A 25091-nucleotide genomic window follows, 5' to 3' on the forward strand; every position below is an offset into this window, starting at 1 on the left:
AGCTACTTTTGCACGAAAATGTCGTAAAACTATATGAAGAAGAGCAAGAAAAAGACTACAAGCAACGAAAATATGGAGCGTTTGAGCTTTATCTCAGGCGCTATCCTGTTCGGCATCTCGATATACCTGTGTTTCGCATTCGTATCCTATTTCACCACAGGTGCTGCCGACCAGACACTGATAGAAGAGCCTCGCGACGGCGAGTTGCTCAACGAGAACCATGAATTTGCCAATACCTGCGGCTCGTTTGGTGCGTATGCCGCATGGTTCCTCATCAAGCGCTGCTTCGGACTGCCAGCATTCCTGCTGCCCGTGCTGCTCTTTGTGTATGGTATCCACCTGATGAAGGCCTACCGTGTGAACCTGCTCAAGTGGTCGCTGTCGGTAGCACTGCTGCTGATATGGGCTTCGGTGGCATTGGCCACCTTTCTGCAGCCCTTGTTTGCCGACCAGAGCTTCAGCCCCGGCGGCGATCATGGCATGTACATCAGTAACTATATCGGCAATCTGGTAGGAGCGCCCGGACTGACGGCACTCCTGGCACTGATAGCCATCGCCTTCCTCACCTACTTCAGCGCAGCCACTGTCATCTTCATCCGTAAGATGCTGAACCCTGTGCGCTATATCGACAAGGTGAAGTTCACGGTGAGCAGAGCCGGCGAAGGCGACACCTATAATGCCCCTGAAGAGGAGACCGAGCAGTTGGTATTCGACGATCCAGGCAAGTCGGAGGTTATCTTCGATGAGGATGGCGGTGCAGTGGTCATCGACGAAGGCTATCGCGATGAGACCGTTACTCCAGAGCCTGCTCCTGTGGTGAAGGCCGAGAAGCCTGCCGCGCCCAAGGCACCTAAGGGCGAAAACGATATCGAGATGGTGGTTGAAGAAGCCAAAGGCGATACTGAGACCGCTAACGCCAAGACACTGGTAGACGACATGAAGAGCATGGAGCCCTACGACCCCAAGCGCGATTTGGAGCACTACCACTACCCCACACTCGACCTGCTGAAGAAATATGATAACGATGGCAAGCCCTATATCGACATGGCTGAGCAGACAGCCAACAAGAACCGCATCGTAGATGTGCTCCGCACCTTCGGCGTTGAGATATCGAGCATCAAGGCCACTGTTGGTCCTACCATCACGCTTTATGAAATCACGCTGGCACAGGGTGTGCGCATCCAGAAGGTGAAGAACCTGGAGGACGATATCGCCCTCTCATTGGCAGCGCTCGGCATCCGTATCATCGCCCCCATGCCCGGTAAGGGTACCGTAGGTATCGAGGTACCTAACGCCAAGCCTTCGACCGTTTCGATGGAATCAATCCTGAACTCGAAGAAGTTCCAGGAGTCGAAGATGGAGCTGCCTTGCGCCATCGGTAAGACCATTACCAACGAGGTGTTCATGTTCGACCTGGCCAAGGCGCCCCACCTGCTGGTGGCTGGTGCTACCGGACAGGGTAAGTCGGTAGGTCTGAACGCCATTATTACCTCTTTATTATATAAGAAGCATCCAGCCGAGCTGAAGATTGTGCTGGTTGACCCGAAGAAGGTGGAGTTCAGTTTCTATGAGCCTATCTGCAACCACTTCCTGGCCAAGGTGCCCGATGAGGAGGCCGATCCTATCATCACCGACGTGACCAAGGTGGTACGCACGCTGAACTCGCTCTGTAAGGAGATGGATACACGCTACGACCTGCTGAAGTCGGCACGTGCACACAATATCAAGGAGTACAACCAGAAGTTCATTGCCCGCCAGCTGAATCCGAACAACGGACATCGTTTCCTGCCATATATCGTGGTTGTGATCGATGAGTTCGGCGACCTGATCATGACCGCCGGCAAGGAGGTTGAGCTGCCTATTGCACGTATCGCACAGCTGGCACGCGCCGTGGGTATCCACATGATCATCGCTACCCAGCGACCCACCACCAACATCATTACCGGTACCATCAAGGCCAACTTCCCAAGTCGTATCGCCTTCAAGGTGTCGGCCGGTATCGACTCGAAGACCATCCTCGACCGCACAGGTGCACAGCAGCTGATTGGTCGTGGTGACATGCTGGCGCTGGTAGGCGGATCAGAGCCCGAGCGTGTACAGTGCGCCTTTGTTGACACACCCGAGGTGGAGCGCATCAACGAGTACATCAGCGACCAGCAGAGCTATGGCGAGCCATTCGAATTGCCAGAGCCCGATATGCCTGAGAGCGATCTGGGCGACGGTAGCGACAAGGATGTGGATATGGCACACCTCGACCCACTCTTCGACGATGCAGCCCGACTGATCGTGATGAACCAGAGCGGTTCGACCTCACTCATCCAGCGTAAGTTCGCCATCGGCTACAACCGTGCCGGACGACTGATGGACCAGCTGGAGCGAGCCGGAGTGGTAGGCGCTGCCATGGGATCGAAACCCCGTGAGGTGCTCATTCAGGACGAAAACAGTTTAAATAATCTTTTAAGCAATTTACGATAATGAAAAGAATAGGTTTGATAAGAGTGGCAGTGGTAGCGCTATTCACTATGCACTGTTCATTATTAACATGTTATGCGCAGTCGGCTAAGACGGTTCTCGACAAAGCTGCTGCCAGTATCACTGCCCAGACGGGCGTAAAAGCCAACTTCAAGATGACAGCCACCAGCGGCAATACCAGTGGCACCATCGCCATCAAAGGCAAGAAATTCTATGCCACCACGCCTCAGGCTACCGTGTGGTTCGACGGCAAGACCCAGTGGACCTACATGAAGCATAACGACGAGGTGAACGTGAGCAATCCCACCGAGGCACAGTTGCAGGCCATCAATCCCTACAACTTCATCCACCTCTACAAGCGCGGCTATGCCTACACGATGAATACCACAGGCAACAACTACGTGGTACACCTGACAGCCAACTCGAACGAGCGCAAAATCAAGGAGCTGTTCATCAGTGTCGACAAGAAGAGCTATCAGCCCACGCAGGTGAAACTGCTGCAAGGCAAGAAGTGGACCACCTTCGACATCAGCAATATCAAGAAGGAGAAGCTGGCCGACAGCCAGTTTAAATTCAACTCGAAAGACTTTCCAAAAGCAGAGATTATTGACTTAAGATAAAACAGAACTTAAAATGAACAAATTTCAACTGTATCGCTTGCTTCGTAAGAATACGAACCTTAGCTACAAACGCAGCCCGGCGTTCGAACAAAACAAATGGGCAAAGGGATTAATCTATTTTGGTGCGGCCATGTTCGGCCTCTATCTGATTATGTATGGATGCATCATCGGTGCAGCTGCAGAAGGCGAGGCAGGCACCATGCTCGGTGTGGCAGCCATCTATCTGGTCATCGACTTCCTGTTACGTTTCATCGTTCAGACCACACCAGGCATGATGGTGAAACCTTACATCCTGCAACCCATCTCGCGCTATACCGCCATCGAGTGTTTCCTCGTAGGCGAGCACCTCAGCGGCTATAATTTCCTTTGGCTCTGCATGTTTGTGCCCTATGCCATTATCCTGCTCGTTGCTGGCGAGAGTTTTGCACTCGTGTTCTATGAGGTGATAGCAGCCGAGATGCTGATGATTCTCAACAGCCAGATCTACCTCTTCTTCCGCACACTGATTAACCGTAAAGTGCTCTGGCTCATCCCTGCCTTGGCTCTCTATGCACTGCCCTACTCGCCCATGCTGTTCAACCTCAACCACGTGGCAACAGCCATCGAGAAAGCCTTCAACGCATATTCTGATGCGGCCATGTCGTGGTACTTCCTGCCGGTGGTACTGCTCCTTATAGCCGGTTTGTTCTTTGTGAACCGCTATTTCCAGTTTAAATATGTATATGAGGAGATATCGAAGAAAAGCGAACGCGCACTCAAGCACGTGTCGCAGTTTGCATTCTTCAACCGCTTCGGTCTGATTGGCGAATACCTGAAGATTGAGCTCAAGTCGAATCTTCGCAATAAGACCATGCGCAGCCGTTGCATCATGAGTCTGGTACTGGTGGTGGTATTCTCGCTACTGGTGACTTATACCGATATCTACGACGGCGAGCTGTTGCAGAACTTCTGGTGCATGTACTGCTTTGCCATCTACAGTGCCACTGCACTCATCAAGGTAATGGGACAGGAAGGTAACTACATCGAACTGCTGATGATGCACCGCGAGAGTATCATCGCACTACTGCGTGCCAAGTTCCTTTTCTACAGTGCGATACTCATCATTCCGTTTGTCATCATGCTGCCAGCCGTATTCGAAGGCAAGTACACGCTCTTGATGCTCTTCGCCTACATGCTGATGACAGCAGGATTCCTGCACTTCATCATCTTCCAGCTGGCTGTATATAACAAGCAAACCATCCCCTTGCAGCTCAAGATGACCGCTAAAGGTAATTTTGAGAATGGACGCCAGCTTGTCATCGAAATGTTTGCGTTCTTCGGTCCTGTGCTCATCACCGGTCTGGGTTACCTGCTGGTAGGACTCACCTGGACCTATGTATTTATGTGCGTACTGGGTCTGACATTCGTCGTTACCCACACCATTTGGATTCGTAATATCTACACCAGAATGATGAAAAGAAGGTATGAAAACCTCGAAGGATTCATGAATACAAGAGATTTTTAGTCTTTTTTGAAAGAAAATCGCAAAAAAGTTTGGTGGTTTCAAAAAAAGTCAGTACCTTTGCACCCGCAATTCAGCAAGAGAGCTGATTCAAAGCTAAAAATGATGCACCCGTAGCTCAGTTGGTAGAGCACCTGACTCTTAATCAGGGTGTCCAGAGTTCGAGCCTCTGCGGGTGTACATTTAGCAAGAAAGAAAGGTCATTAAAGACCACCAAAATGATGCACCCGTAGCTCAGTTGGTAGAGCACCTGACTCTTAATCAGGGTGTCCAGAGTTCGAGCCTCTGCGGGTGTACATTTAGCAAGAAAGAAAGGTCATTAAAGACCACCAAAAGACAAAAACTTAATGACCTTGACAACCTTCTTCCATGAAATCTTTACCATAAGTAGTTTGTTTTTTTAAGTGAAACGATTAATCTTCTGTGCTGCCGTCGGGGTTGGGCTCGCCACGATGTGTCATCGGCCTTTTGATTGTTCTCACGTATATAACAATAAATAATCCGCAATCCCTTGCCACTGATGGTGTGATACATCAGCAGCACGTGCGGATCCTGCTTCAGTCGGTTAAAGACAGTCTCCAGTTCTTCCGGATCAGAATCGCTATATACCACGTTCATACCGTGAGCAATCTTCTTCAATTCCTCCTTCAGAAGCCGTCTATCATGGGGCCATACTAACCCTAAAAGAGTTCTGAACTCCTTTCTTATTATCGTCATACAGTTAAATCTATAAAGTTGCACAATTGGTACACCCATCATCAGTAGCGCATACCATAATCATTATCTCGCTCAGTAAGAACAAGTCTATCAGGCGAGTGTACAAGTCTGGCGCCCATCTCGAGGAAAGCATACCATGAAGATGAACCTGGATTAATACTGTTAGCTCTCATATATAGGTGTAGGCCTTGTTTATTTTGTTTCTACAAATTTACAAACAAGTCATCACATCTGCAAATTGTCGGGAGTGTTTTTGCAGAAACATCCCTAAAAACGACATAAAAAAAGTATCCACCACTCTTTTGTGCTCACTTATTCGCACTCTGAGCTACGCTCCAAGATACTACCGTTCGACAATAAAAGCAAAAAAAACGTTTTTTGCTTTGTATTGTGCTCACTTATTCGTACTCTGAGCTACGCTCCAAGATACTACCGTTCGACAATAAAAGCAAAAAAAACGTTTTTTGCTTTGTATTGTGCTCACTTATTCGTATCTTTGCAGCGCTTAAACATAAAAAAGAATGCATCAGAGTGATAGTATAGTTATCATTCCTACTTATAACGAGAAGGAAAACATCGAGAAAATCATCCGCGCCATATTCGGTCTGGAGAAGTGTTTCCATATACTGGTGATCGACGATGGATCGCCCGACGGCACCGCCGCCATCGTGCGCAACCTGATGGCTACCGAGTTTGGCGGACAACTGCACTTAGTGGAGCGTAGCGGCAAATTAGGACTAGGAACAGCCTACATCGCAGGTTTTAAGTGGGCGCTGGAGCGCGACTACGAATACATATTTGAGATGGACGCCGACTTCAGTCACGACCCCAACGACTTGCCCCGCCTCTATGCCGCCTGTCACGACGAGGGCTACGACGTGGCTATCGGCAGCCGCTATGTGAGCGGTGTGAACGTGGTGAACTGGCCCATCGGACGCGTGCTGATGAGCTACTTCGCCTCGAAATACGTGCGTCTGATAACAGGATTCAACGTACACGACACCACTGCCGGCTTCAAGTGCTACAAGCGACGCGTGCTACAGACTATCGAGCTCGACAAGATCCGCTTCAAGGGCTATGCCTTCCAGATAGAGATGAAGTATACCGCTTATAAGATCGGCTTTAAGATCAAGGAGGTGAGCGTGATATTCGTGAACCGCCAGGAGGGCGTGAGCAAGATGAGTGGCGGCATATTCGGCGAAGCCTTCTTCGGCGTGATGAAACTGCGCTGGGACGGCTGGACGAGACGATATCCGAAGATTGAACATTGAACATTGAGCATTGAACTTTGAACTTTATGATTACCTTACTATATAGAATCTACCAATTTTTCATCTGCCTGCCGGGGATTGTGCTGATGACGATGATTACAGCACTTGAGGTGGGCGTGGGTACCACACTTGGCAACGGCCACTTCTGGAGCTATTTCCCCGGACACATATGGGGAAAAATAATCCTGAAAATGTTTCTGATACCCGTCAAAGTGGAGGGGCGACAGCATCTGGAGGAAAACCAGAGCTACGTGTTTGTGGCCAACCATCAGGGCTCATTCGACATCTTCCTGATTTACGGACATCTGAACCGTAACTTCAAGTGGATGATGAAACAGGCACTGAGAAAAATACCTTTTCTGGGCTATGCCTGCGAGAAGAGCCATCAGATATTCGTGGATAAGCGCGGACCCAGCAAGATCAGACAGACATACGACAACGCACGCGAGATACTGAAGGAGGGCTACAGCGTAACGGTGTTCCCCGAAGGCGCACGCTCGTTTACGGGCCACATGGGCACATTCAGAAAAGGTGCCTTTGCACTGGCCGACGAACTGCAGCTGCCCGTGGTACCACTGACCATCAACGGCTCGTTCGACATCCTGCCACGCATGAAGGGGTTCAACTTTGTGAACTGGCACCCGATGACGCTGACCATCCACGAGCCTATCTACCCCGTAGGAAAGGGTCCTGAAAACGTAGAGGCTACCCTGCGACAGGCTTACGACTCGGTGATGTCGGCACTCGATCCAAAATACCAGGGCTTTGTAGAAAACCCCGATCAATGATAGCACGCGCGCCATACCTGTTTCTGCTGCTGATCCTGGTACCCGATCTGTACCTCGACCTGCACTATTGGCGGCACCGTTTCGCCCAACAACGCCGACTGCTGTACTGGCTGCCAACAGTGATACAGCTGGTACTGACCGTGATACTGACCTACGAAACGCACTTTATCCCCGACAACATCACCTTATTATATATATACCTGCTGATGATGGGGCTGATAACAGCACCCAAGTGGGCGTATATGCTATGCTCGGCCGCTGGCCTGGCTCTGTACAAGGCTCGACATCTGCACAGCAAGAAGACAGAGAAGAAGAGAAAGAACTACGGCAACCTGGTGGGGGTTGCAGCCACCATGCTGATATGGTATGTGGTACTGTACGGCGCATTTGTGGGCTTCGAGAAACTGGAGGTAAACCACCAGACCTACACATCGCCCGACATTCCCAAGGCCTTCGACGGCTACAAGATTGTGCTCTTTTCCGATGCTCACGTGGGTACCATGAGCGGCAACAGACAATGGTTGCTGCAGCGCGCCGTGGACACGATGAACGCACAACACGCCGACATGATTGTGTTTACCGGCGACCTGCAGAACATACAGCCTGAGGAACTGCTGGAGCACAAACAACTGCTGAGCAGCCTGAAAGCGAAAGACGGTGTGTACAGCGTGCTGGGCAATCACGACTACGACAAATATCTGCACAGCGGCGAAGAACATCATCGGGTGCAGAGACTACCAGAGCTGATCAGACTGGAAAAGCAGATGGGCTGGCAGCTGCTACAGAACGAACACCGCACCATCAGCCGTGGTGGACAGCACATAACCATTGCCGGCATGGAGAACGATGGCGACGGCAATAAATTCCCACAACTGGGCAATATCAGAAAGACACTGGCCAACACCAATGGCTTCATCATCATGCTGGAACACGAACCCGCATCATGGCGACGAACCACAGTGCCCGACGGGCGCGCACAGCTCACCCTGAGCGGTCATACGCACGACATGCAGTTCAGACTGCTGGGATGGAGCCCGATGGACATGCTGAACATTGAGTGGAACGGCTGGTACACGGAAGGCAAGCAGTCGCTGTTTGTCACAGCTGGTCTTGGAGGACTGATTCCGTTCCGCTTTGGCGCCACAGGAGAAATCGTGGTACTAAAATTGGAAAAGGTAAAAAGGTAAAAAGGTAAAAATCAGACATTAAGCCACTTACGTAAAACCTCGGCGGGGATTCCACGACGACGGGCATAATCCTGCAACTGGTCCTCACCAATCTTTCCTATCGAGAAATAACGGGCTTTAGGGTTGGATATCATCATGCCAGAAACACTGGCATGGGGCTTCATGGCACCACTCTCCGTGAGACGGATGCCTATCTGCTTCATATCCAGAATCTCATCGAGCAGGAAATTCATACTGGTATCGGGCAGTGAGGGATAGCCTACTGCCGGACGAATGCCCTGGAAACGCTCTATCAGCATATCGTCGATGCTCAGGTTCTCGTCCTTGGCATAGCCCCAGAACTCCTTGCGCACCTGCTCGTGCAGGCGCTCGGCAGCTGCCTCGGCCAATCGATCGGCCAACAGCTGGGTGAGCATCTTCTGATACACGTCGCTATCGAAATCGGTCTCCAAACCAATATCAACAGTGGTGGCAAAAAGACCTATCTTGGAGGCTTTGGGCGAAATAAAATCAGCCAGACACAGATATGGCGGCTGCCCCTGCTGCTGGCGCAGACACGGGATGGCTGCCACACGCACAGGATGCTTGACACCACAATCGGGACACAGCATACTGCGGAAGATGACGATATCGTCGTCCTCGCTACGTGCATCGAAGAGTTCGAAAACAGCATGTACCTGGTACTTATCCTCCAGCTCCCGCAGCTTGGCAAGTGCCTCCTGCTGCATACGCTGCTTCTCGCCCTCCTCCTTCACCTGCCAGGCAAAGTAGTAGTACACCCAGTTGATATAGGGCACCAGCTCAGAGATGCGATAGGTGATCTTCATCGGAAAGAAACAGGTTGACCGATATAGTTGGTATCTACCTCGCCATGCTGATAGACGGTATGACCATTGCAAAGAGTACGCTCCACACGCCACAGGAACATGTGGTTCTCCATGGGGCTCCAGCCGCACTTGCTCTGGATGACAGCCTTGGTGACAGTCCAGCCAGTGTTAGGACGAACCAGCACGATGTCGGCCTGATAGCCCTCGCGCAGATAGCCTCGGTTACGCACCTCGAAGAGATCGGCTGGACGATGGCACATCAGCTCGACTAAGCGTTCGAGGCTGAGCACACCCTGATCAACCAGTTCGAGCATGGTGACAAGTGAGAACTGCAGCATGGGCATGCCACTGGCAGCCTTGCAGCAACCACCCTCCTTCTGCTCTAACAGATGGGGCGCATGGTCGGTACCAATCACAGCGATACGTCCATCGGCCACAGCCTGGCGCAAGGCATCGCGATCGGCCTCGCTCTTAATGGCTGGATTGCACTTGATGCGCGTGCCTAATGAGGCGTAGTCGCGATCGCAGAAATAGAGATGCGAGGGAGTCACCTCGGCAGTGATGCCATCGGCAAGAAGCTCCAGCTCCTTAGCCGTTGTAAGATGAGCAATATGCAGGCGCGCGTGATGCTTGACAGCCAGCTCAACGGCGAGCCGGGTACTCTGATAGCAGGCCTCGGCACTACGGATCTCCGGGTGATGAATCACCTTGGGATCATCGCCATACTTAAGTTTAGCCTCAGCCATATTGCGATTGATGATATCGGTATCCTCGCAATGCACCATGATGGGCATCTGGGCGGTAGAGAAAATCTTCTCGAGTGCCTCGCGACGATCCACCAGCATATTACCCGTAGAACTGCCCATGAAGAGCTTGATGCCAGGAATACGGTGCGAGTCGAGCTGAGAAAACAACTCGACATTATCGTTGGTGGCGCCAAAAAAGAAACTGTAGTTGACGTGACTTTTCTGAGCTGCCAGCTTGAACTTTTCCTCGAGGGCTTCGATGGTAGTGGTCTGCGGTACACAGTTGGGCATATCGAAATAAGTGGTGACACCACCTGCTGCCGCAGCCCTACTCTCGCTGTCGATATCGGCCTTAGCCGTCAGTCCAGGCTCACGAAAGTGTACATGATCATCAATCAGACCTGGGAGTACAAAACATCCCGAAGCATCGATCACTTCATCGAACGACGCATTCGGGACGGTGTTTCCTTCTACAATCTTAGTTATCTTAGAATCTTCGACGATGACAGAACCGTCGAATATGTTGTTCTCATTAACGAGCGTTCCGTGTTGAATCAGGATTTTCATTGGCGGGAGTTGCATTAGCTGGTGCTTTGGCTGGCGTTACATCTTCAACCAGACCGTTCTGACGGGCCTGAATCTCGTTGGCAATCTGATAGTACTGCTTCACGTAGGGATCGGCCTTGAACTTCTTGGTGGCCTTACTCATGATATCCTCAATCTGAGGGGTGAGGATAGGATACTGGTAGCTGCCTGTAACCATCATGAACACACCAGGTCCCAGCACATTGTCGAAGTTCTCGACGATGAAGTTGGTGACCAGCGAGTCTTCCTGCTGCGCAATACGAGCGGCCTCAATAGAGAGCTTACGATTGATGATATCCTCGTCGATACCCTCGAGCAGCATCTGGCTCTGCTTGTGCGAGAGCTCGGCGAGCTCGTTGCCCAGCTGGTCGTGACGCTTCATAAACTCGTAGAGCTTCTCGTTGAGTGGCGAACCAGTAACGGTACGGCTGGCATTGTCGATATGAATCTCGATATCGCCCTGCTCTATCACGATAGGCATCATCAGGGGTTCATCATCCATATAGAGGTTGGCCAGCTTGATGGTATCAAGCAGACCTGTAAACTTAAACTTTCCATGTACCACATCGCACGAGTCGAGATTCTTCATCTCATCGTTAACCATGGTCTTAAGGTATAATTTGCTGCCGTCGAGGGCCGACACAGATGTCGAACCTTGGATTGTGTATGACTCAGCACATGATACGAATGTAACGGCTGTTAGTAATGCGTAGAATATTTTGTTCATAACATATTGTTTTCGGGCGCAAAAGTACAACGATATATTGATGTAGAAAAATAATTTTGCGCATTTTAAAACAAATGCGCAAACTTTTAATTATTTTTTTGCCTCTTTATCGAGTTCGTTGCCGATTCTGTGCATAGAATAGAGTTGAAGCAAGGCGGCGATGAGGAGTACAATCACCCACTTGTTGAACACATATTCTATATAGGTAATATAGCTTAATCCAAACACGTTGCCCATGTTGGCAAACATCAGCACCGCAGCTGCCAGGAACAGCACATCGCTCAGCACCTGCATACGGCGCAACCTACGGATGGTGAAATTACTGCCCTCATAGCGCTGCAGCATCTGCATCGAGGCAAAACCCAATGCGCCTAAGGCATAGATATAGGGGGCACTACCCCATCCTAACAACGTGGTTCCGGCACCAATGGCCATCAGGATACCACCAAACAGGAAAATAGCGGTTTGTATCTTATTCAACTCTTTCATTGCTCTCCAGTGGTTTGGCTTCACGATCGTCATCACTCAGCACGAAGATATCCTCATCATCGGCCTTCATAAAATAACGCTCGCGTGCTATCTTCTCAATAGCCTTCGGGTTTCGGTCGAGTTCCTTGATCTGAGCCTGATCACGCTGGTAATCAGACTCATACTTCAGCTTTTCCTCCTCAAGATCTGCGATACGCTGGCGGTTCTGGAAATGACTCCACAGACTATTATCGTCGAGGAAGCCAACCAACAGCACTCCCAGGATACAAACCACGGCATATTTAAAATAGTCCGATTGCCATATCCTCAGCGCATAAGCCTTTATACTCGTCAAAACTTTCATATTATTCTTATTTGGCTGCAAAGTTACAAAAAACTCTTAATTCTTAATTCTTAATTCTAAATTATTTTGTATCTTTGCACAAAAATTTATCATAAGCAATATGGAATATATCGTTTCAGCCAGAAAATACCGTCCGCTGAGTTTTGACACGGTGGTTGGACAGGCTGCTCTCACCACCACGCTCAAGAATGCCGTCAAGAGCGGCAAACTGGCGCACGCCTACTTGTTCTGTGGTCCAAGAGGTGTGGGCAAGACCACCTGTGCACGTATTTTCGCCAAGGCCATCAACTGCCAGCACCCTACTGCCGAAGGAGAGGCATGTAACGAGTGTGAGTCGTGCCAGTCGTTCAACGAGCAGCGCTCGCTGAACATCTTTGAACTCGACGCTGCCTCGAACAACTCGGTAGAGCACATCAAGACCCTCATGGAGCAGACCCGCATCCCACCGCAGTTGGGCAAGTACAAGGTGTTTATCATCGACGAGGTGCACATGCTCTCGACCGCAGCCTTCAACGCATTCCTGAAGACGCTCGAGGAGCCACCCGCACACGTCATCTTCATCCTGGCTACCACCGAGAAGCATAAGATACTGCCTACCATCCTGAGCCGTTGCCAGATATACGACTTTGAACGTATGACCATCCGCAACACCATCGACCACCTGAAGCATGTGGCCGAGCAGGAAGGTATCAGCTATGAGGAGCAGGCATTAGCCGTGATTGCCGAGAAGGCGGATGGCGGTATGCGCGATGCCCTCTCAATCTTCGACCAGGCAGCCTCGTTCTGTCAGGGTAACATCACCTACGAGAAGGTGATTGAGGACCTGAACGTGCTGGACAGCGAGAACTACTTCAAGATTATCGACTTGGCAATTGATAACAAGGTGAGCGATATCATGGTACTGCTCAACTCGGTAATCAACAAAGGTTTTGATGGCGGACTGATGATTCAGGGACTGGCCAAGCATGTACGCAACGTGCTGATGGCCCGCGACCCGCAGACACTGCCCCTACTCGAAGTAAGCGACCAGATGCGCCAACGCTATGAGGAACAGGCTAAACGATGCCAGATACCATTCCTCTATGAGGCCTTGAAACTGATGAACCAGTGCGACATCAACTACCGCCAGTCGAGCAATAAACGACTGCTGGTAGAACTCACACTGATAGAAATAGCACAGATCACCCAGCCTGCGGAGGATGGCGTGAGTGCGGGGCGTAAGCCCCGAAGACTGAAATCCCTGTTTAAGAACCTGATTCAGCAGTCGCAGCCCAAGAAGACCACGGCCCCGCAGGTAGCCGCGGCTGAACCTGCTGTATCAACCAGTACTGCCAGCGCTGCTGGTAGCAGCAGTACATCACGCACAACCAGCACCACCACTGCCCCATCGGCAAAGCCCAACATCCCCCTTGGCGGCATAGGATTCTCATGGAACAAGCTACGCCATCAGGACAACGGCACCAAGAAGGGCGGTATTCAGATTATACCTGGCTCTATCAACATGCCTACCGCCCAGGAGACTGTTACCGATGCCGTATTTACACAAACCGATCTGGAGTTCCAATGGATGTCGATGTGTAACCGCATGCCAAAGAATCTGAGCGGCATTGCCACACGTATGAAGAACATGAACCCGATGATCAGCGAATTCCCAACCATAGAACTGGTTGTAGACAACGAGCTGATCAAACAGGAAATAGAGAACATCCAGAAAAGTGTGGCCAAGACGCTGCAGATCTATCTGCGGAACAACCAGATAGAACTCACCGTCAGAGTGGCCGAACAGAAAGAGAAGCCAAAGATACTATCACGCCGCGAACAATATGAGGTGATGGCAGAAAAAAATCCTGCCGTAGCTCATCTACAGCAGGCTTTCGATTTAGAATTGGCTTGAGTCACTTATCCGACTCAAGCCTTTTTCTTTATGATTACTCTCCTAACAGAGATTTGATCAGCTTCATGCACTCGTCGCGATTAACGGGTTTCGACAGGAAGCCCACACAACCTGCCTCTTGAGCCATCTGGCGATCGCTGTCGAAAGCATTGGCCGTCAAGGCTACAACTGGCAGTTCAGGATGCTGGGCCTTGATACGGCGGGTAGCCTCCAAGCCATCCATGACTGGCATCTTAATGTCCATCAACACCAGGTCGTAAAGACCACTATCTGCCATCTCAACTGCGATCTGACCATTCTTTGCACGATCAAACTCGAAATCCTTCTTCAACAGATACGTCATCAGAACGTAATTACTGTCGTTGTCTTCTGCTACTAAAATCTTCTTCATATGTCAAAAAGTTAATTATTTGTGAGTTTATCTTTCCACATCTTACTCATATCCTCGAGTGTCTTACCCTTGGTCTCGGGCACAAGGCGCCATACAAACAGGGCTGCCACTACGCAGATAATACCATAGAGTCCGTAAGTAAACCAGTGGCCGAAGTCGTCACCCTCAGAAAGGTGCATGTTGAACATAGGCACAAACGATGAGCTGACGATGAAGTTTGAGATCCACTGGAACGCTACAGCGATAGCCACAGCACCACCACGGATGGTATTGGGGAATATCTCGGCAATGAGCACCCAGGTGATGGGGCCCCAAGAGAACATGAACGAAGCCGAATAAACCAGCAACGATACGGCGGTCAGCATCTCAAGTCCGGCATGTCCGAAGGTGACAGCCACACCGAAGGCACCCAAGGCCATACCCAGCGAACCACTAATCAACAGCGGCTTACGTCCCCACTTCTCAACGGTGAACACAGCCACCAGGGTGAATGAGATATTGATGATACCCATGAATACGGTCAGGATCATCGGGTTGTCCATACCCATATCGCCAAAGATACGTGGTGCATAGTAGAGCACGGCATTGATACCCACTGCCTGCTGGAATACCGACAACATGATACCCACGAAGATGCAGAGTGCACCATAGGTGAGCAGCTTCTCGGTCTTAACCACCATGGTATCCTTGATATCCTGCAGAATCTGCTGGGCCTTCTGTGCGCCATTGATCTTGGCCAGAATACCCTCAGCCTTCTTGTCCTCACCGATGCTTACCAGATAACGTGGGGTTTCGGGCACAAAGCAGATGAGCAAGGCAAAGAGTCCTGCAGGAACAGCCTCGCTACCGAACATATAACGCCAACCTGTAGTAACGGTCCACTGAGCAGCTGGATTGATGGCAGCAATACCCTTACCCATCTCCTCGACCAGCGGCTGCAGATGATCGCCCAGGATGAAGAAGTTGACAAAGTAAACCACCAGCTGACCGAAGATAATGGCAAACTGGTTCCACGATACCAACATACCTCTTATATTAGAAGGAGCCACCTCGCCGATATACATCGGGCAGATGGCCGATGCCAAGCCAACACCAATACCACCAATCACACGATAGACATTGAACATCAAAGCCAAAGAGTAGCTTGGCTGACCATACTCAAAGAACAAGAACTCTGGATCCATAGAACCCAGCGCTGACACAAAGAACAGCAAACCAGCGATGATCAATGACTTCTTACGTCCTAAGTTAGTAGCGAGGAAGCCTGAGATGGCCGAACCGATGATACAGCCTATCAAGGCACTGGCCGATGTAAATCCATGCCAGCCATCAGTATAGGCAAAATCCTTTGACTCCATAAAGAATGCCTGCAATCCCTTTTCTGCTCCGGAAATAACAGCTGTATCGTATCCGAACAGCAGGCCGCCAAGCACTGCGACCATGACAATTGAAATGAGGTAGGCCTTACTACCTTGCTCTGTTTGTTGATTTACCATAATTATAATGTTGTTTTAAGTTTAATAGGCAAGCTCAGTGTAAAGGAAGTGCCTCTTTCCGACGTTTGGTCGAGCTTCAAGGTGCCTCCCAGCTTCTCCACAGTTTCGTGGCAATAGGCCAGTCCCAGTCCCAGTCCTTCCTTGAACGCATTGACTTTGGTGAAGCGCTCAAAGATGGTGTCCACCTTATCAACAGGGATGCCGCATCCGGTATCCTCGATCGTAAAGTGGAAGTGGGTCTTATCTTTCTTCAGAATCAGTCGGATATAGCCCTCATCGGTAAACTTCGCCGAATTCTCAAGGATATTACCCAGCATCTGCAACAAGCTATCGCTATGGGTTTCCAGTATCTTGTTATCACTATTCGTCAGATCAGCCAGTTCTATTCGTACACGCGCAGCATCTACCTCAGGCATCGCACTGAGTGCCTTATGGCAGATGTCAAGTGCATCAGTCGCCTCTACATCCTTCAGCAGATCCTTGGTATGCTCGTTGGCCAGAGCCAGCATCTTGTTGACCAACGATGTAATCTGTCGGGTGTTTTTGCTGATGGTGTCGCCCAGACTCTTGCGCTCCTCTGGCGCAAACTGGGCATTATCCTCTGTCAGCAACTGGGTAAATCCGTTGATAATGTTGAGCGGTGTACGGATCTCGTGACTGACGTTGCGGATAAACTCCGTTTTCATCTCGTCGGCAGCAGCCGCCTGTTTATAGGCTTTCTTCAGTTCCTTATTCTTCTTAAGCAGGATATCCTGGTAACGGCGTTTGCCATAAATGGTCAGAGCAAGTCCCACAATCAGCATCATCGCCATGACCATTGCAATGACCAGCACGATATTCATCACACGGGCAGCCTTCTGGCCCTGCTTCAGCAGCACCATCTCCTCCTCCTGCTTCTGGATGTTCTCTGCAATGATGACACCTGTGATGGAGTCACGCTTATGCATCAGCTCGCGCTGGGTGAGGAATGCCTTTTCGTTATCACCTATATATCTGTAGATGTCGCAACGCATCAGGTAGCTCTCCTTCATATTCGCCATCTTCTCAGCATCGGCCAGCGCCTTACTGGTGTTACCATCGTACAGGGTCTTATAGATACGGGCATAAGGCAGGAACAAATCAGCGGAAGGTGTGGCATTCATGCTATCTGCCTTTTCTGCCAACGCATAGAGCTCACGGAATGCGGCATAATGGTGCTGTTTGAACTTCACAATAGCCTTCATGGCATAAGCATTAGCCATTCCACGCCAGTATTCACGATGATCCTTGTGCTTGGCCAGCTCCTCCAGGTCCTTGTCCAACCACTTCAAGGTTTCCTCACTATCGTTATTCAGTTGGATATGAGCCATACCCAAATACAGGAAGCTCAGTCCGCCTTCTTCATAGCGCGTACCTTTAATCAGTTCGATAGCCTTTTCCAGTTCTTTCAGCGCCCCTGGTATATCGCCACAGGCATTAAAGATATGCCCCAGCATCTTGGGAGCCAAATACAACTCTTCCGACACCTCACTTCCGCGTGCCACGAGATCGTCCTTCAACTTATTGGCAATATGATAAGCATCGCGGATATTCATACGGTCCAGATTATACATGATGCCGCATACCCAAGAATCGTAATACCCCTGGTTATCCTTCTCTTCCTTACAATGAGCCTGATATTCCCAACATGCAGCATAAACCTTATGGACATCCTCCTGGGTACATAATGCCCACATCTGATCGTGTAGTTTCTGGTGCTTAACAGAGTCTTTACAGTTTAATGGCTGCGCCCCTAACTGAGTAGAAATCAGTAAGGTGCCCAAACATGCAATATATTTCGTCCAACGAGTGAAAGTCATTCCTTTAGGTTTATAAGAAAAATCCTCTGCAAAAGTAACGTTTTTCCTCGAAATCTCCAAACTTTTCACTCACTAATACGTTATTTTTTGTATAAATGACACCATTCTAAGTTTTTTTATGTAATTTTGTAACCGCTGGCAACTAATTACAAAACGAAATATGAAACATTTATCAACAATCCTTCTGCTTGCATCCACTCTGACAACTGGAGCACAGACCCACGTCCTTGACGTGAACACTAAGAAACTGGGCGCACCAGTACAGCCCACTATGTACGGCATCTTTTTTGAAGATATCAACTATGCTGCCGATGGCGGTCTTTATGCTGAACTGGTGAAGAACCGTTCGTTTGAATTCCCTAACGCCTTCACAGGATGGGACATTTCTGGTAACGTAACCCTCAAGGACGATGGTCCTTTCGAGCGTAATCCCCACTATGTACGTCTGGCACCTACGGGACATGGCGACAAACACACCATGATTGAGAACCATGGATTCTTCGGCATGGGTGTAAAGGGTGGTCAGGAATACCGATTCTCTGTATGGGCGCGCGTGCCCGATGGCGGCAAAGCCAAACTGTGGATCGACCTGGTTGAGAATGCCACCATGGACGATGACCAGAAACTGGGCAACGCCGGTATAGAAGTTGCCGGTAAGGAATGGAAGAAGTACACAGCCATCCTCAAACCCAAACGTACGTGCGCCAAGGCTCACCTGCGTGTTTGGGGCGATGGAAAAGTAACAACCGATCTGGAACACGTATCACTCTTCCCCGTTGACACCTGGAAAGGCCGTGAAAACGGTATGCGTAAGGATCTGGCCCAGGCCTTGAACGATATGCGTCCCGGTGTATTCCGTTTCCCTGGCGGATGTATCGTGGAAGGTACCGACCTTGCCACACGCTACCAGTGGAAGAACACCGTTGGCCCAGTAGAAAACCGTCCGCTCAATGAGAACCGCTGGCACTACACTTTTACTAACCGCTACTTCCCCGACTATTTCCAGAGCTACGGACTCGGATTCTTCGAGTTCTTCCAGCTTTGCGAAGACTTCGGCTCCGAGGCGCTCCCTGTTATCTCATGCGGTCTGTCGTGCCAGTTCCAGAATCCCGATCCAACCAAGCCAGGTGTACATGTAGCACTCGAGGATCTGGAACCCTACATCCAGGACGCCCTCGACCTCATCGAGTTTGCCAATGGTCCTGCCGACTCTAAATGGGGTAAGATTCGTGCCGAGATGGGGCACCCCGCTCCTTTCAACCTCAAGTACCTGGGTGTAGGCAACGAGCAATGGGACTACGATGAGCAGCACGGTGGTTTCGGTCCTGTGTTCACCTCACGTCTCAAGAAGTTCAGCGATGCCATCCGCAAAAAGTATCCTAACATCAAGCTTATCGGCACCACCGGTCCTAACTCTGAAGGCTGGGACTTCGACTTGCTGCAGCCCCGCATGAAGGAGCTCAAGGTTGACCTCTACGACGAGCACTACTATCGCAACGAGAAGTGGTTCCTAACCCACGGTCTGCGCTATGACTCATACGACCGCAAGGGTCCAAAGGTGTTTGCAGGCGAGTATGCCTGCCACGGTAGCAAGAACCACAAGTGGAACCACTATTATACCTCTTTATTAGAGGCTGCCCACATGACGGGTATCGAGCGTAATGCCGACATTGTACACATGGCAACCTACGCCCCACTCTTCGCCCATGTTGAGGGCTGGCAGTGGCGTCCAGATGCCATCTGGTACGATAATCTGCGCTCCTTCAAGTCGGTGAGCTACTATGTTCAGCAGCTCTATGCCACCAACAAGGGCACCCACGTGCTCCAGCTCACAATGAACAAGAAGCCCGTAGCCGGTCAGGAAGGTCAGGACGGACTCTTTGCCTCATCGGTATTCGATGCAACCACAGGCGAGGTCATCATCAAAGTGGTAAACACCAGCGATGCCATCCAGCCTGTCAGCATCCAGTTGACAGGCATGAAGGGTGCCCGTACCGCAGAGACCATTACCCTCTGCCACAACAGTATGGATGATGAAAACACGCTCGATGAACCCGAAAAGATTATTCCACGTTCTGGAACCTGCGCTGTAGATGCTGGCAAGGGTGCGTCGCTCATCACCGACGATCTGCCTGCCAAGAGCTTCAGAATCTACAAGATCAAGAAGTAATCAGGTTATATAAACAAAAGAATCTCCCCCATCACGGGGAGATTTCTTTTTTTAATAGGATTCATATAATAAAACACCTTGTTTGGTTCGTCGGATATTCTTTGTGATTTTCGGGTACAAGGGATCATACTCGGCTTTGGGATTAGCCATAGTAAACCCTCTCACCTTAACAATAAAGCGATTCACACTATCAGTAGACAAGTGTTGTAAACGTGTCGACTCATTATAGAACTCAGTCATCTCAGTCATTGATTCTTGTTTCAACAACGGCGACTCACTTAAGTATGCCAGTCCTACTAAGAGGAGTGCTGTGACAGATAATAATACCTTCTTCATTTTTTAAGTAAAATGGTTGGTCTGATAATTACGGCTACAAATATAGACATATTTTTCTAAACTCATCACATTTTTCCATAAAAATATGCTCTAAAACTAAAAAACATGCAAACAGCCATGCCAACCTCACCCAAAATGCCCTAATTGATCAGTACAAATTTAAAAGAGGCTCGTTTCACAACGAACCTCTTTCAAAAAAATTACTTAAAAAACTAAATTAATCAACCATAAACCTTAACCATTAAAATCTTTTTCTGCTGCAAAGATAAACAATGTTTCCGAAATAAACGAATATTTTTGCTTAAAAAATGTTTAAAAGCAGAATTTTATCGCATATTAAACACAAAATATCTATAATTAAACAGCAAAAATAGCTTTTTTATCTTTTTTTCTTACGATATTCGTATAATTCAAGACTATTGACAATATTCTGCCACAGCACGTAACAGCCAGCACCTACCGATGCCACAGGGTTCAGGTAAGTATAGGCCACCCAGATGCTCAGGGCCGTATTCTTCTGGAACGAAGCCTGTCCACCATCGATCTCATCGCCCAACTGGCGACCAATCCAACGGCCCATCAGGAAAAGCACAAAGCAAAGAATCAGCGACATCATGGCTATCATCAACAGCGTACGTAGTGCAGCATCGCTATGAACAATGTTACGCACGGTTACACCCGACGTAACTGCCAACTGCGCTGCCCAAAGGTAGAACGAGAGGTCGGGTATCGACACAATCCATGCGCAAAGGCGCTTGGCATAGTGCTGCACCAACCATCCCAGCACCAGCGGAGCTACCAGCACCATAGCCAGTTTTTGCAGGATTATAAAGAACACCGCCCAGAAACCAGTGCTTACGCCACGCTCCAACAACGGGAACACCGCAGGAATCATAAGTGCCGAAGCAAAAGCCGACATCACGACGTAGGCCGTCATCGTATTGATGTTACCGCCAATCTTTGCAGTAACCACAGGAGCCGCCGTAGCTGCAGGACCGATGATACACGTAAGCACACTCTCCCATAGCAACTTCTGTTCGGGATCAGCATCAACCTGGAAGATAATCCACACGTTAAGCGCCACCAAAGCCACCTGCGCCACCAGCACACCTATGTGCCAGCGGTGAGGACGCATCTGATGAAAGTCGATACGACAATAGGTAGAGAACAACGTAGAGAACACCATAAACGGGAAAATGGCATCCACCACCTCGCCCAACGTATCGCCTGCGCCATCGAGAAAAGGCAACAGATAAAACAGCAGATACACAACAGTACCAACAGCTATAGCCACCGGAAGTGTCCAATCTTTAACAAATTGCTTCAGTTTCATGCTGCAAAATTACAAAAAATTTTTGTAATAAAGAAATTTTTAGTATCTTTGCAGCCAATATGAGTGTTACTGAGTTTATCCATCAAGATAAGGAGGCTAAGCGATTCTCGTTCGAAGTACTGCCACCGCTTAAGGGTAATGGCACAGCCAAACTGTTTGCCGATATCGACAAACTAAGAGAATTCGACCCAGCCTACATCAATATTACCACCCATCACTCGGAGTTTGTTTATCGCGAACTTGAGAATGGGCAGTTTGAGCGTCGTCGCATTCGTCGCCGCCCAGGAACCATCGCTATTGCCGCAGCCATACAGCAGCGTTACCAGATTCCCGTTCAGCCCCACGTTATCTGTAGTGGTGCTACCATCGAGGATATCGAATACGAACTGCTCGACTTGCAATTCTTAGGCATTAACGATTTGTTGCTGTTGCGTGGCGATAAGGCCAAGGAGGACAGCCGGTTCCAGCCCACCCATGGCGGGCATGCGCATACCACCGACTTGATGGCTCAGGTAAAACGATTCAACGAGGGCTTTTTTGCTGATGGCACCCCCATCAAGAATCCAGGTCGTCCGTTCGACTATGGCGTAGCTTGCTACCCCGAGAAACACGAGGAGGCACCCAACCTCGAGATGGACATGCAATACCTGAAACAGAAACAGGACTTGGGTGCCCAGTATGCCGTAACACAGTTGTTCTTCGACAACGAGAAGTACTACGCTTTTGTGGAGAAGGCACGCCAGATGGGCATTACCATCCCCATCATCCCAGGCATCAAGCCCATGGCCAAGCTAAGTCAGCTGACAGTAGTACCCAAAACATTCCACTGCGATATCCCTGAGCCACTGGCCAAGGAGGTAGTGAAATGCAAGACCGACGAAGATGCCAAACAATTAGGTATAGAGTGGACCACCCAGCAGTGTAAGGATCTGTATGCGCATGGGGTACACAACATCCACTTCTACACAGTGTCGGCTGTAGATAGTGTTGCAGAAGTCGTCAAGCGACTTCTTTGATTGAACATTGAGGATTAAGCATTATGGGTTTCGACGAGGTAATAGGACAGAAAGAAGCCGAGGAGCGATTGCTACAACTGGTGAAAGAGGAAAGACTCCCTCACGCGTTGATGCTATGTGGTCCGCAGGGGTGTGGCAAGCTGCCATTAGCAGTGGCTTTTGCCTGCTATCTGCTGGACAACGGTACGCCATCGGCCAAAGCCATGCTGGCCAAACTGGAGCATCCTGATCTGCACTTCACCTACCCTACCATCAAGCTGCCATCGATGGGAGCCGATCATAAGCCTGTGAGCGACGACTTTGCCAAAGAGTGGCACGAGCTGATAGCCAAAGGACTCTATTTCACCATGGAAGAGTGGATGACGGCTATGAATACCGAGAACCAGCAAGCCATCATCACCGCTGGTGAAAGCGACGAACTGGTAAGGAAACTGAGTCTGAAATCGAGCCAGGGCGGTTATAAGGTAAGCATTGTATGGCTGCCTGAGCGCATGAATATAGAATGTGCCAACAAACTGTTGAAGCTGATAGAGGAGCCACCACACCAAACGGTGTTCATCATGGTCAGCGAAGAACCTGACAAGCTTCTGGAAACCATCCGTAGCCGTGTGCAAAGGATCGATATCAAGAAGATTGCCAATGAGGATATAGAGCAGGCATTGATAGAAAAGCGAGGTATAGGTCAGGAAGACGCCCACCGCATAGCCCGACTGGCCAACGGCAACTGGATCAAGGCGCTCGACGAGTTGCAGGTTGGTTCTGAAAACGAACTATTCCTCGACATGTACATCATGCTGATGCGACTGGCCTACCAGCGTAAGATCAAGGACCTGCGCAAGTGGAGCGAGCAGATGGCTGGCATGGGACGTGAGAAGCAGAAACGCTGGCTGACCTTCTTTCTGCGCATGACCCGCGAGAACTTTATGTACAACTTCCAAAACGAGGAACTGGTATATATGACCCAGCGCGAGGAGGACTTTGCCAAGAACTTTGCCCGCTTTATCAATGAAAAGAATATTCTGCCCATCAGCGACCTGGCTAATCTGGCCATCCGCGACATTGGACAGAACGCCAACGGTAAGATTGTATTCTTCGACTTGGCACTACAAATGATTGTTCTGCTACTGCAGAAGTGAAGAGTGATTAGTGAATTGTGAATAGTAAAGAAGTGAACAGTGATTATATATGGAAAAATCTAAAGAACATATCGTACAGGTAGGCTGTGACCGTGGTTTGTGCCATCAGGCCGTGGGGCGCCAGGACAAGCAGCTGAACACCTACGACTGGTTGGCCGATGTGCCTGGAAATGCAGATACTACCGACCTGGTAGAGGTGCAGTTCAAGCACACCCGTAAGGGCTATTACCACAACGTGAACCATTTAGACCTGAAGAAGGGCGACATTGTGGCAGTAGAGGCCAGTCCTGGTCACGACATTGGCGTGGTAACCCTCACAGGCCGTCTGGTAAAACTACAGCTCAAGAAGGTGAACATCAAGTCGCCCGATGATATCAAACGTATCTATCGCATAGCCCGCGAGAACGACATCCAGAAATGGCATGAGGCCCAGGCTCGCGAGCACTCAACCATGATTGAGAGCCGTAAGATAGCTAAAGGTCTGGGACTTGACATGAAGATAGGCGACGTGGAATATCAGGGCGATGGCAACAAGGCTATCTTCTACTACATTGCCGATGAGCGTGTGGACTTCCGACAACTCATTAAGGACTTGGCAGTAGCCTTCCACGTACGTATCGAGATGAAACAGATCGGAGCACGCCAGGAGGCTGGACGTATCGGTGGAACAGGCCCTTGCGGACGTGAGCTCTGTTGCGCTACGTGGATGAAAAACTTCTCGAGCGTAAGCACCAATGCCGCCCGATTCCAGGATATCTCGCTGAACCCGCAGAAACTGGCAGGTATGTGTGCCAAGCTGAAATGCTGTCTGAACTACGAGGTAGACGACTATGTAGAGGCTAGCAAACAGTTGCCTGGCAAGGATGTGGTGCTACAGACACAGGATAGCGACTACTATCTGTTCAAGAGCGATATCCTGGCAGGACTCTGCACTTACAGCACCGATAAGAACATTGCCGTCAACTGCGAAACGATTACAGCCCAGCGTGCCAAGGACATCATTGAGATGAACCGCCGTGGTGAGAAGCCCCTATCGCTGGAGCACGATGAAGGCAAGAAGACAGAAGCCAAGCCACACGTGGATCTGGCAGGAGGCGACATCAGCCGATTTGATAAGGCCAAGAAGAAAAAGAAGAAAAAGAAGTCGGCAGCTGGAAATCGCAACAACGATAAGAAAGAAGCGAAAGAGGCGAAAGATGCGAAATAAG

At 49.8% G+C, this 25091-nt stretch carries 23 protein-coding genes and 2 tRNA genes; 13 read left to right on the forward strand and 12 right to left on the reverse strand.

The features are described from left to right. Nucleotides 1–33: 33 nt before the first annotated feature. From T495_RS0106490 to T495_RS0106510, 5 genes are all read left to right on the forward strand, one after another. On the forward strand, nucleotides 34–2475 hold the full coding sequence (locus T495_RS0106490; RefSeq protein ID WP_033148005.1) for a DNA translocase FtsK: 2442 nt from the start codon (nucleotides 34–36) through the stop codon (nucleotides 2473–2475). Beyond that, the gene (locus T495_RS0106495) at nucleotides 2475–3092 is read left to right on the forward strand and encodes a LolA-like putative outer membrane lipoprotein chaperone (RefSeq protein ID WP_051651890.1); all 618 of its coding nucleotides are present in this window, start codon (nucleotides 2475–2477) and stop codon (nucleotides 3090–3092) included. The genes T495_RS0106490 and T495_RS0106495 overlap by 1 nt, the downstream gene beginning before the upstream one ends. Nucleotides 3093–3105: 13 nt before the next feature. Continuing rightward, the gene (locus T495_RS0106500; protein WP_033148007.1) at nucleotides 3106–4596 is read left to right on the forward strand and encodes a DUF5687 family protein; all 1491 of its coding nucleotides are present in this window, start codon (nucleotides 3106–3108) and stop codon (nucleotides 4594–4596) included. Nucleotides 4597–4700: 104 nt separating this feature from the next. After that, a tRNA-Lys gene (locus T495_RS0106505) sits at nucleotides 4701–4773 on the forward strand. A 43-nt stretch (nucleotides 4774–4816) separates the two neighbouring features. Beyond that, nucleotides 4817–4889 (forward strand) — tRNA-Lys (locus tag T495_RS0106510). Between the two features lie 82 nt (nucleotides 4890–4971). On the opposite strand, the gene T495_RS0106515 is transcribed toward T495_RS0106510, so the two are convergent. Next, complete coding sequence (locus T495_RS0106515; protein WP_197020352.1) at nucleotides 4972–5310, reverse strand: BT4734/BF3469 family protein; 339 nt, start codon at nucleotides 5308–5310, stop codon at nucleotides 4972–4974. 41 nt (nucleotides 5311–5351) lie between these two features. Then, complete coding sequence (locus tag T495_RS16280; RefSeq protein ID WP_255347592.1) at nucleotides 5352–5483, reverse strand: hypothetical protein; 132 nt, start codon at nucleotides 5481–5483, stop codon at nucleotides 5352–5354. A 348-nt stretch (nucleotides 5484–5831) separates the two neighbouring features. On the opposite strand from T495_RS16280, the gene T495_RS0106520 reads away from it, so the two are divergent. From T495_RS0106520 to T495_RS0106530, 3 genes are read left to right on the forward strand one after another with little or no spacing between them, the layout of a single operon-like run. Continuing rightward, nucleotides 5832–6581, forward strand: a complete 750-nt coding sequence (locus T495_RS0106520; RefSeq protein WP_033148009.1) for a polyprenol monophosphomannose synthase — start codon at nucleotides 5832–5834, stop codon at nucleotides 6579–6581. 29 nt (nucleotides 6582–6610) lie between these two features. Beyond that, a complete protein-coding gene (locus T495_RS0106525) occupies nucleotides 6611–7369 on the forward strand; it encodes a 1-acyl-sn-glycerol-3-phosphate acyltransferase (protein ID WP_155993496.1) in 759 nt (252 codons plus the stop codon). Then, on the forward strand, nucleotides 7366–8556 hold the full coding sequence (locus tag T495_RS0106530) for a metallophosphoesterase (protein ID WP_033148011.1): 1191 nt from the start codon (nucleotides 7366–7368) through the stop codon (nucleotides 8554–8556). The genes T495_RS0106525 and T495_RS0106530 overlap by 4 nt, the downstream gene beginning before the upstream one ends. Nucleotides 8557–8567: 11 nt before the next feature. Here T495_RS0106530 and T495_RS0106535 read toward each other — a convergent pair whose 3' ends face one another. The 5 genes from T495_RS0106535 to T495_RS0106555 form a co-directional block, all read right to left on the reverse strand. Next, nucleotides 8568–9383, reverse strand: coding sequence for a vitamin B12 dependent-methionine synthase activation domain-containing protein (locus T495_RS0106535; protein ID WP_033148012.1), 816 nt, complete (start codon nucleotides 9381–9383; stop codon nucleotides 8568–8570). Continuing rightward, a complete protein-coding gene (locus tag T495_RS0106540) occupies nucleotides 9380–10696 on the reverse strand; it encodes a dihydroorotase (RefSeq protein ID WP_033148013.1) in 1317 nt (438 codons plus the stop codon). Before T495_RS0106540 ends, T495_RS0106535 begins: the two co-directional genes overlap by 4 nt. Further along, complete coding sequence (locus T495_RS0106545; RefSeq protein WP_033148014.1) at nucleotides 10662–11441, reverse strand: DUF4369 domain-containing protein; 780 nt, start codon at nucleotides 11439–11441, stop codon at nucleotides 10662–10664. The genes T495_RS0106540 and T495_RS0106545 overlap by 35 nt, the downstream gene beginning before the upstream one ends. Nucleotides 11442–11531: 90 nt before the next feature. Further along, complete coding sequence (locus T495_RS0106550; protein WP_028904190.1) at nucleotides 11532–11930, reverse strand: hypothetical protein; 399 nt, start codon at nucleotides 11928–11930, stop codon at nucleotides 11532–11534. Continuing rightward, nucleotides 11914–12273 (reverse strand): septum formation initiator family protein, encoded by a 360-nt coding sequence (locus T495_RS0106555; protein WP_051523150.1) that lies wholly within the window; start codon nucleotides 12271–12273, stop codon nucleotides 11914–11916. The genes T495_RS0106550 and T495_RS0106555 overlap by 17 nt, the downstream gene beginning before the upstream one ends. A 100-nt stretch (nucleotides 12274–12373) precedes the next feature. Here T495_RS0106555 and T495_RS0106560 point away from each other — a divergent pair, with 100 nt between their 5' ends. Continuing rightward, nucleotides 12374–14167 carry a DNA polymerase III subunit gamma/tau gene (locus tag T495_RS0106560; protein ID WP_028904188.1) on the forward strand — a complete coding sequence of 598 codons (1794 nt, stop codon included), beginning with the start codon at nucleotides 12374–12376 and terminating at the stop codon, nucleotides 14165–14167. A 34-nt stretch (nucleotides 14168–14201) separates the two neighbouring features. On the opposite strand, the gene T495_RS0106565 is transcribed toward T495_RS0106560, so the two are convergent. Genes T495_RS0106565 through T495_RS0106575 form a run of 3 tightly spaced genes read right to left on the reverse strand, consistent with a single transcriptional unit; the run spans nucleotide 14202 to nucleotide 17892 of the window. Further along, nucleotides 14202–14558 carry a response regulator gene (locus tag T495_RS0106565; protein ID WP_028904187.1) on the reverse strand — a complete coding sequence of 119 codons (357 nt, stop codon included), beginning with the start codon at nucleotides 14556–14558 and terminating at the stop codon, nucleotides 14202–14204. 11 nt (nucleotides 14559–14569) lie between these two features. Then, nucleotides 14570–16054 carry a D-xylose transporter XylE gene (gene xylE, locus T495_RS0106570; protein ID WP_033148015.1) on the reverse strand — a complete coding sequence of 495 codons (1485 nt, stop codon included), beginning with the start codon at nucleotides 16052–16054 and terminating at the stop codon, nucleotides 14570–14572. A gap of 2 nt (nucleotides 16055–16056) precedes the next feature. Beyond that, entirely contained in the window at nucleotides 16057–17892 is a 1836-nt protein-coding gene (locus tag T495_RS0106575) for a HAMP domain-containing sensor histidine kinase (protein ID WP_028904185.1), read from the reverse strand. Between the two features lie 160 nt (nucleotides 17893–18052). Here T495_RS0106575 and T495_RS0106580 point away from each other — a divergent pair, with 160 nt between their 5' ends. After that, the gene (locus tag T495_RS0106580) at nucleotides 18053–20062 is read left to right on the forward strand and encodes an alpha-L-arabinofuranosidase C-terminal domain-containing protein (protein WP_033148016.1); all 2010 of its coding nucleotides are present in this window, start codon (nucleotides 18053–18055) and stop codon (nucleotides 20060–20062) included. Between the two features lie 51 nt (nucleotides 20063–20113). Here the strand turns inward: T495_RS0106580 and T495_RS0106585 are convergent, their stop codons facing one another. After that, nucleotides 20114–20398 (reverse strand): hypothetical protein, encoded by a 285-nt coding sequence (locus T495_RS0106585; protein WP_028904183.1) that lies wholly within the window; start codon nucleotides 20396–20398, stop codon nucleotides 20114–20116. A gap of 379 nt (nucleotides 20399–20777) precedes the next feature. Continuing rightward, nucleotides 20778–21731 (reverse strand): hypothetical protein, encoded by a 954-nt coding sequence (locus tag T495_RS0106590; protein ID WP_028904182.1) that lies wholly within the window; start codon nucleotides 21729–21731, stop codon nucleotides 20778–20780. A 59-nt stretch (nucleotides 21732–21790) separates the two neighbouring features. Between T495_RS0106590 and metF the strand changes: the two genes are divergently transcribed. From metF to T495_RS0106605, 3 genes are read left to right on the forward strand one after another with little or no spacing between them, the layout of a single operon-like run. Continuing rightward, nucleotides 21791–22747: a methylenetetrahydrofolate reductase [NAD(P)H] gene (gene metF, locus T495_RS0106595; RefSeq protein WP_028904181.1), complete on the forward strand. Its 957-nt coding sequence runs from the start codon at nucleotides 21791–21793 to the stop codon at nucleotides 22745–22747. A gap of 23 nt (nucleotides 22748–22770) precedes the next feature. After that, on the forward strand, nucleotides 22771–23883 hold the full coding sequence (locus T495_RS0106600; RefSeq protein ID WP_028904180.1) for an AAA family ATPase: 1113 nt from the start codon (nucleotides 22771–22773) through the stop codon (nucleotides 23881–23883). 49 nt (nucleotides 23884–23932) lie between these two features. Next, nucleotides 23933–25090, forward strand: coding sequence for a regulatory iron-sulfur-containing complex subunit RicT (locus T495_RS0106605; RefSeq protein WP_033148017.1), 1158 nt, complete (start codon nucleotides 23933–23935; stop codon nucleotides 25088–25090). The last annotated feature ends 1 nt before the right edge of the window (nucleotide 25091 follow it).

This window comes from Prevotella sp. P6B1 (genome assembly GCF_000702825.1).
In the GTDB taxonomy this organism is placed as follows: Bacteria; Bacteroidota; Bacteroidia; order Bacteroidales; family Bacteroidaceae; genus Prevotella.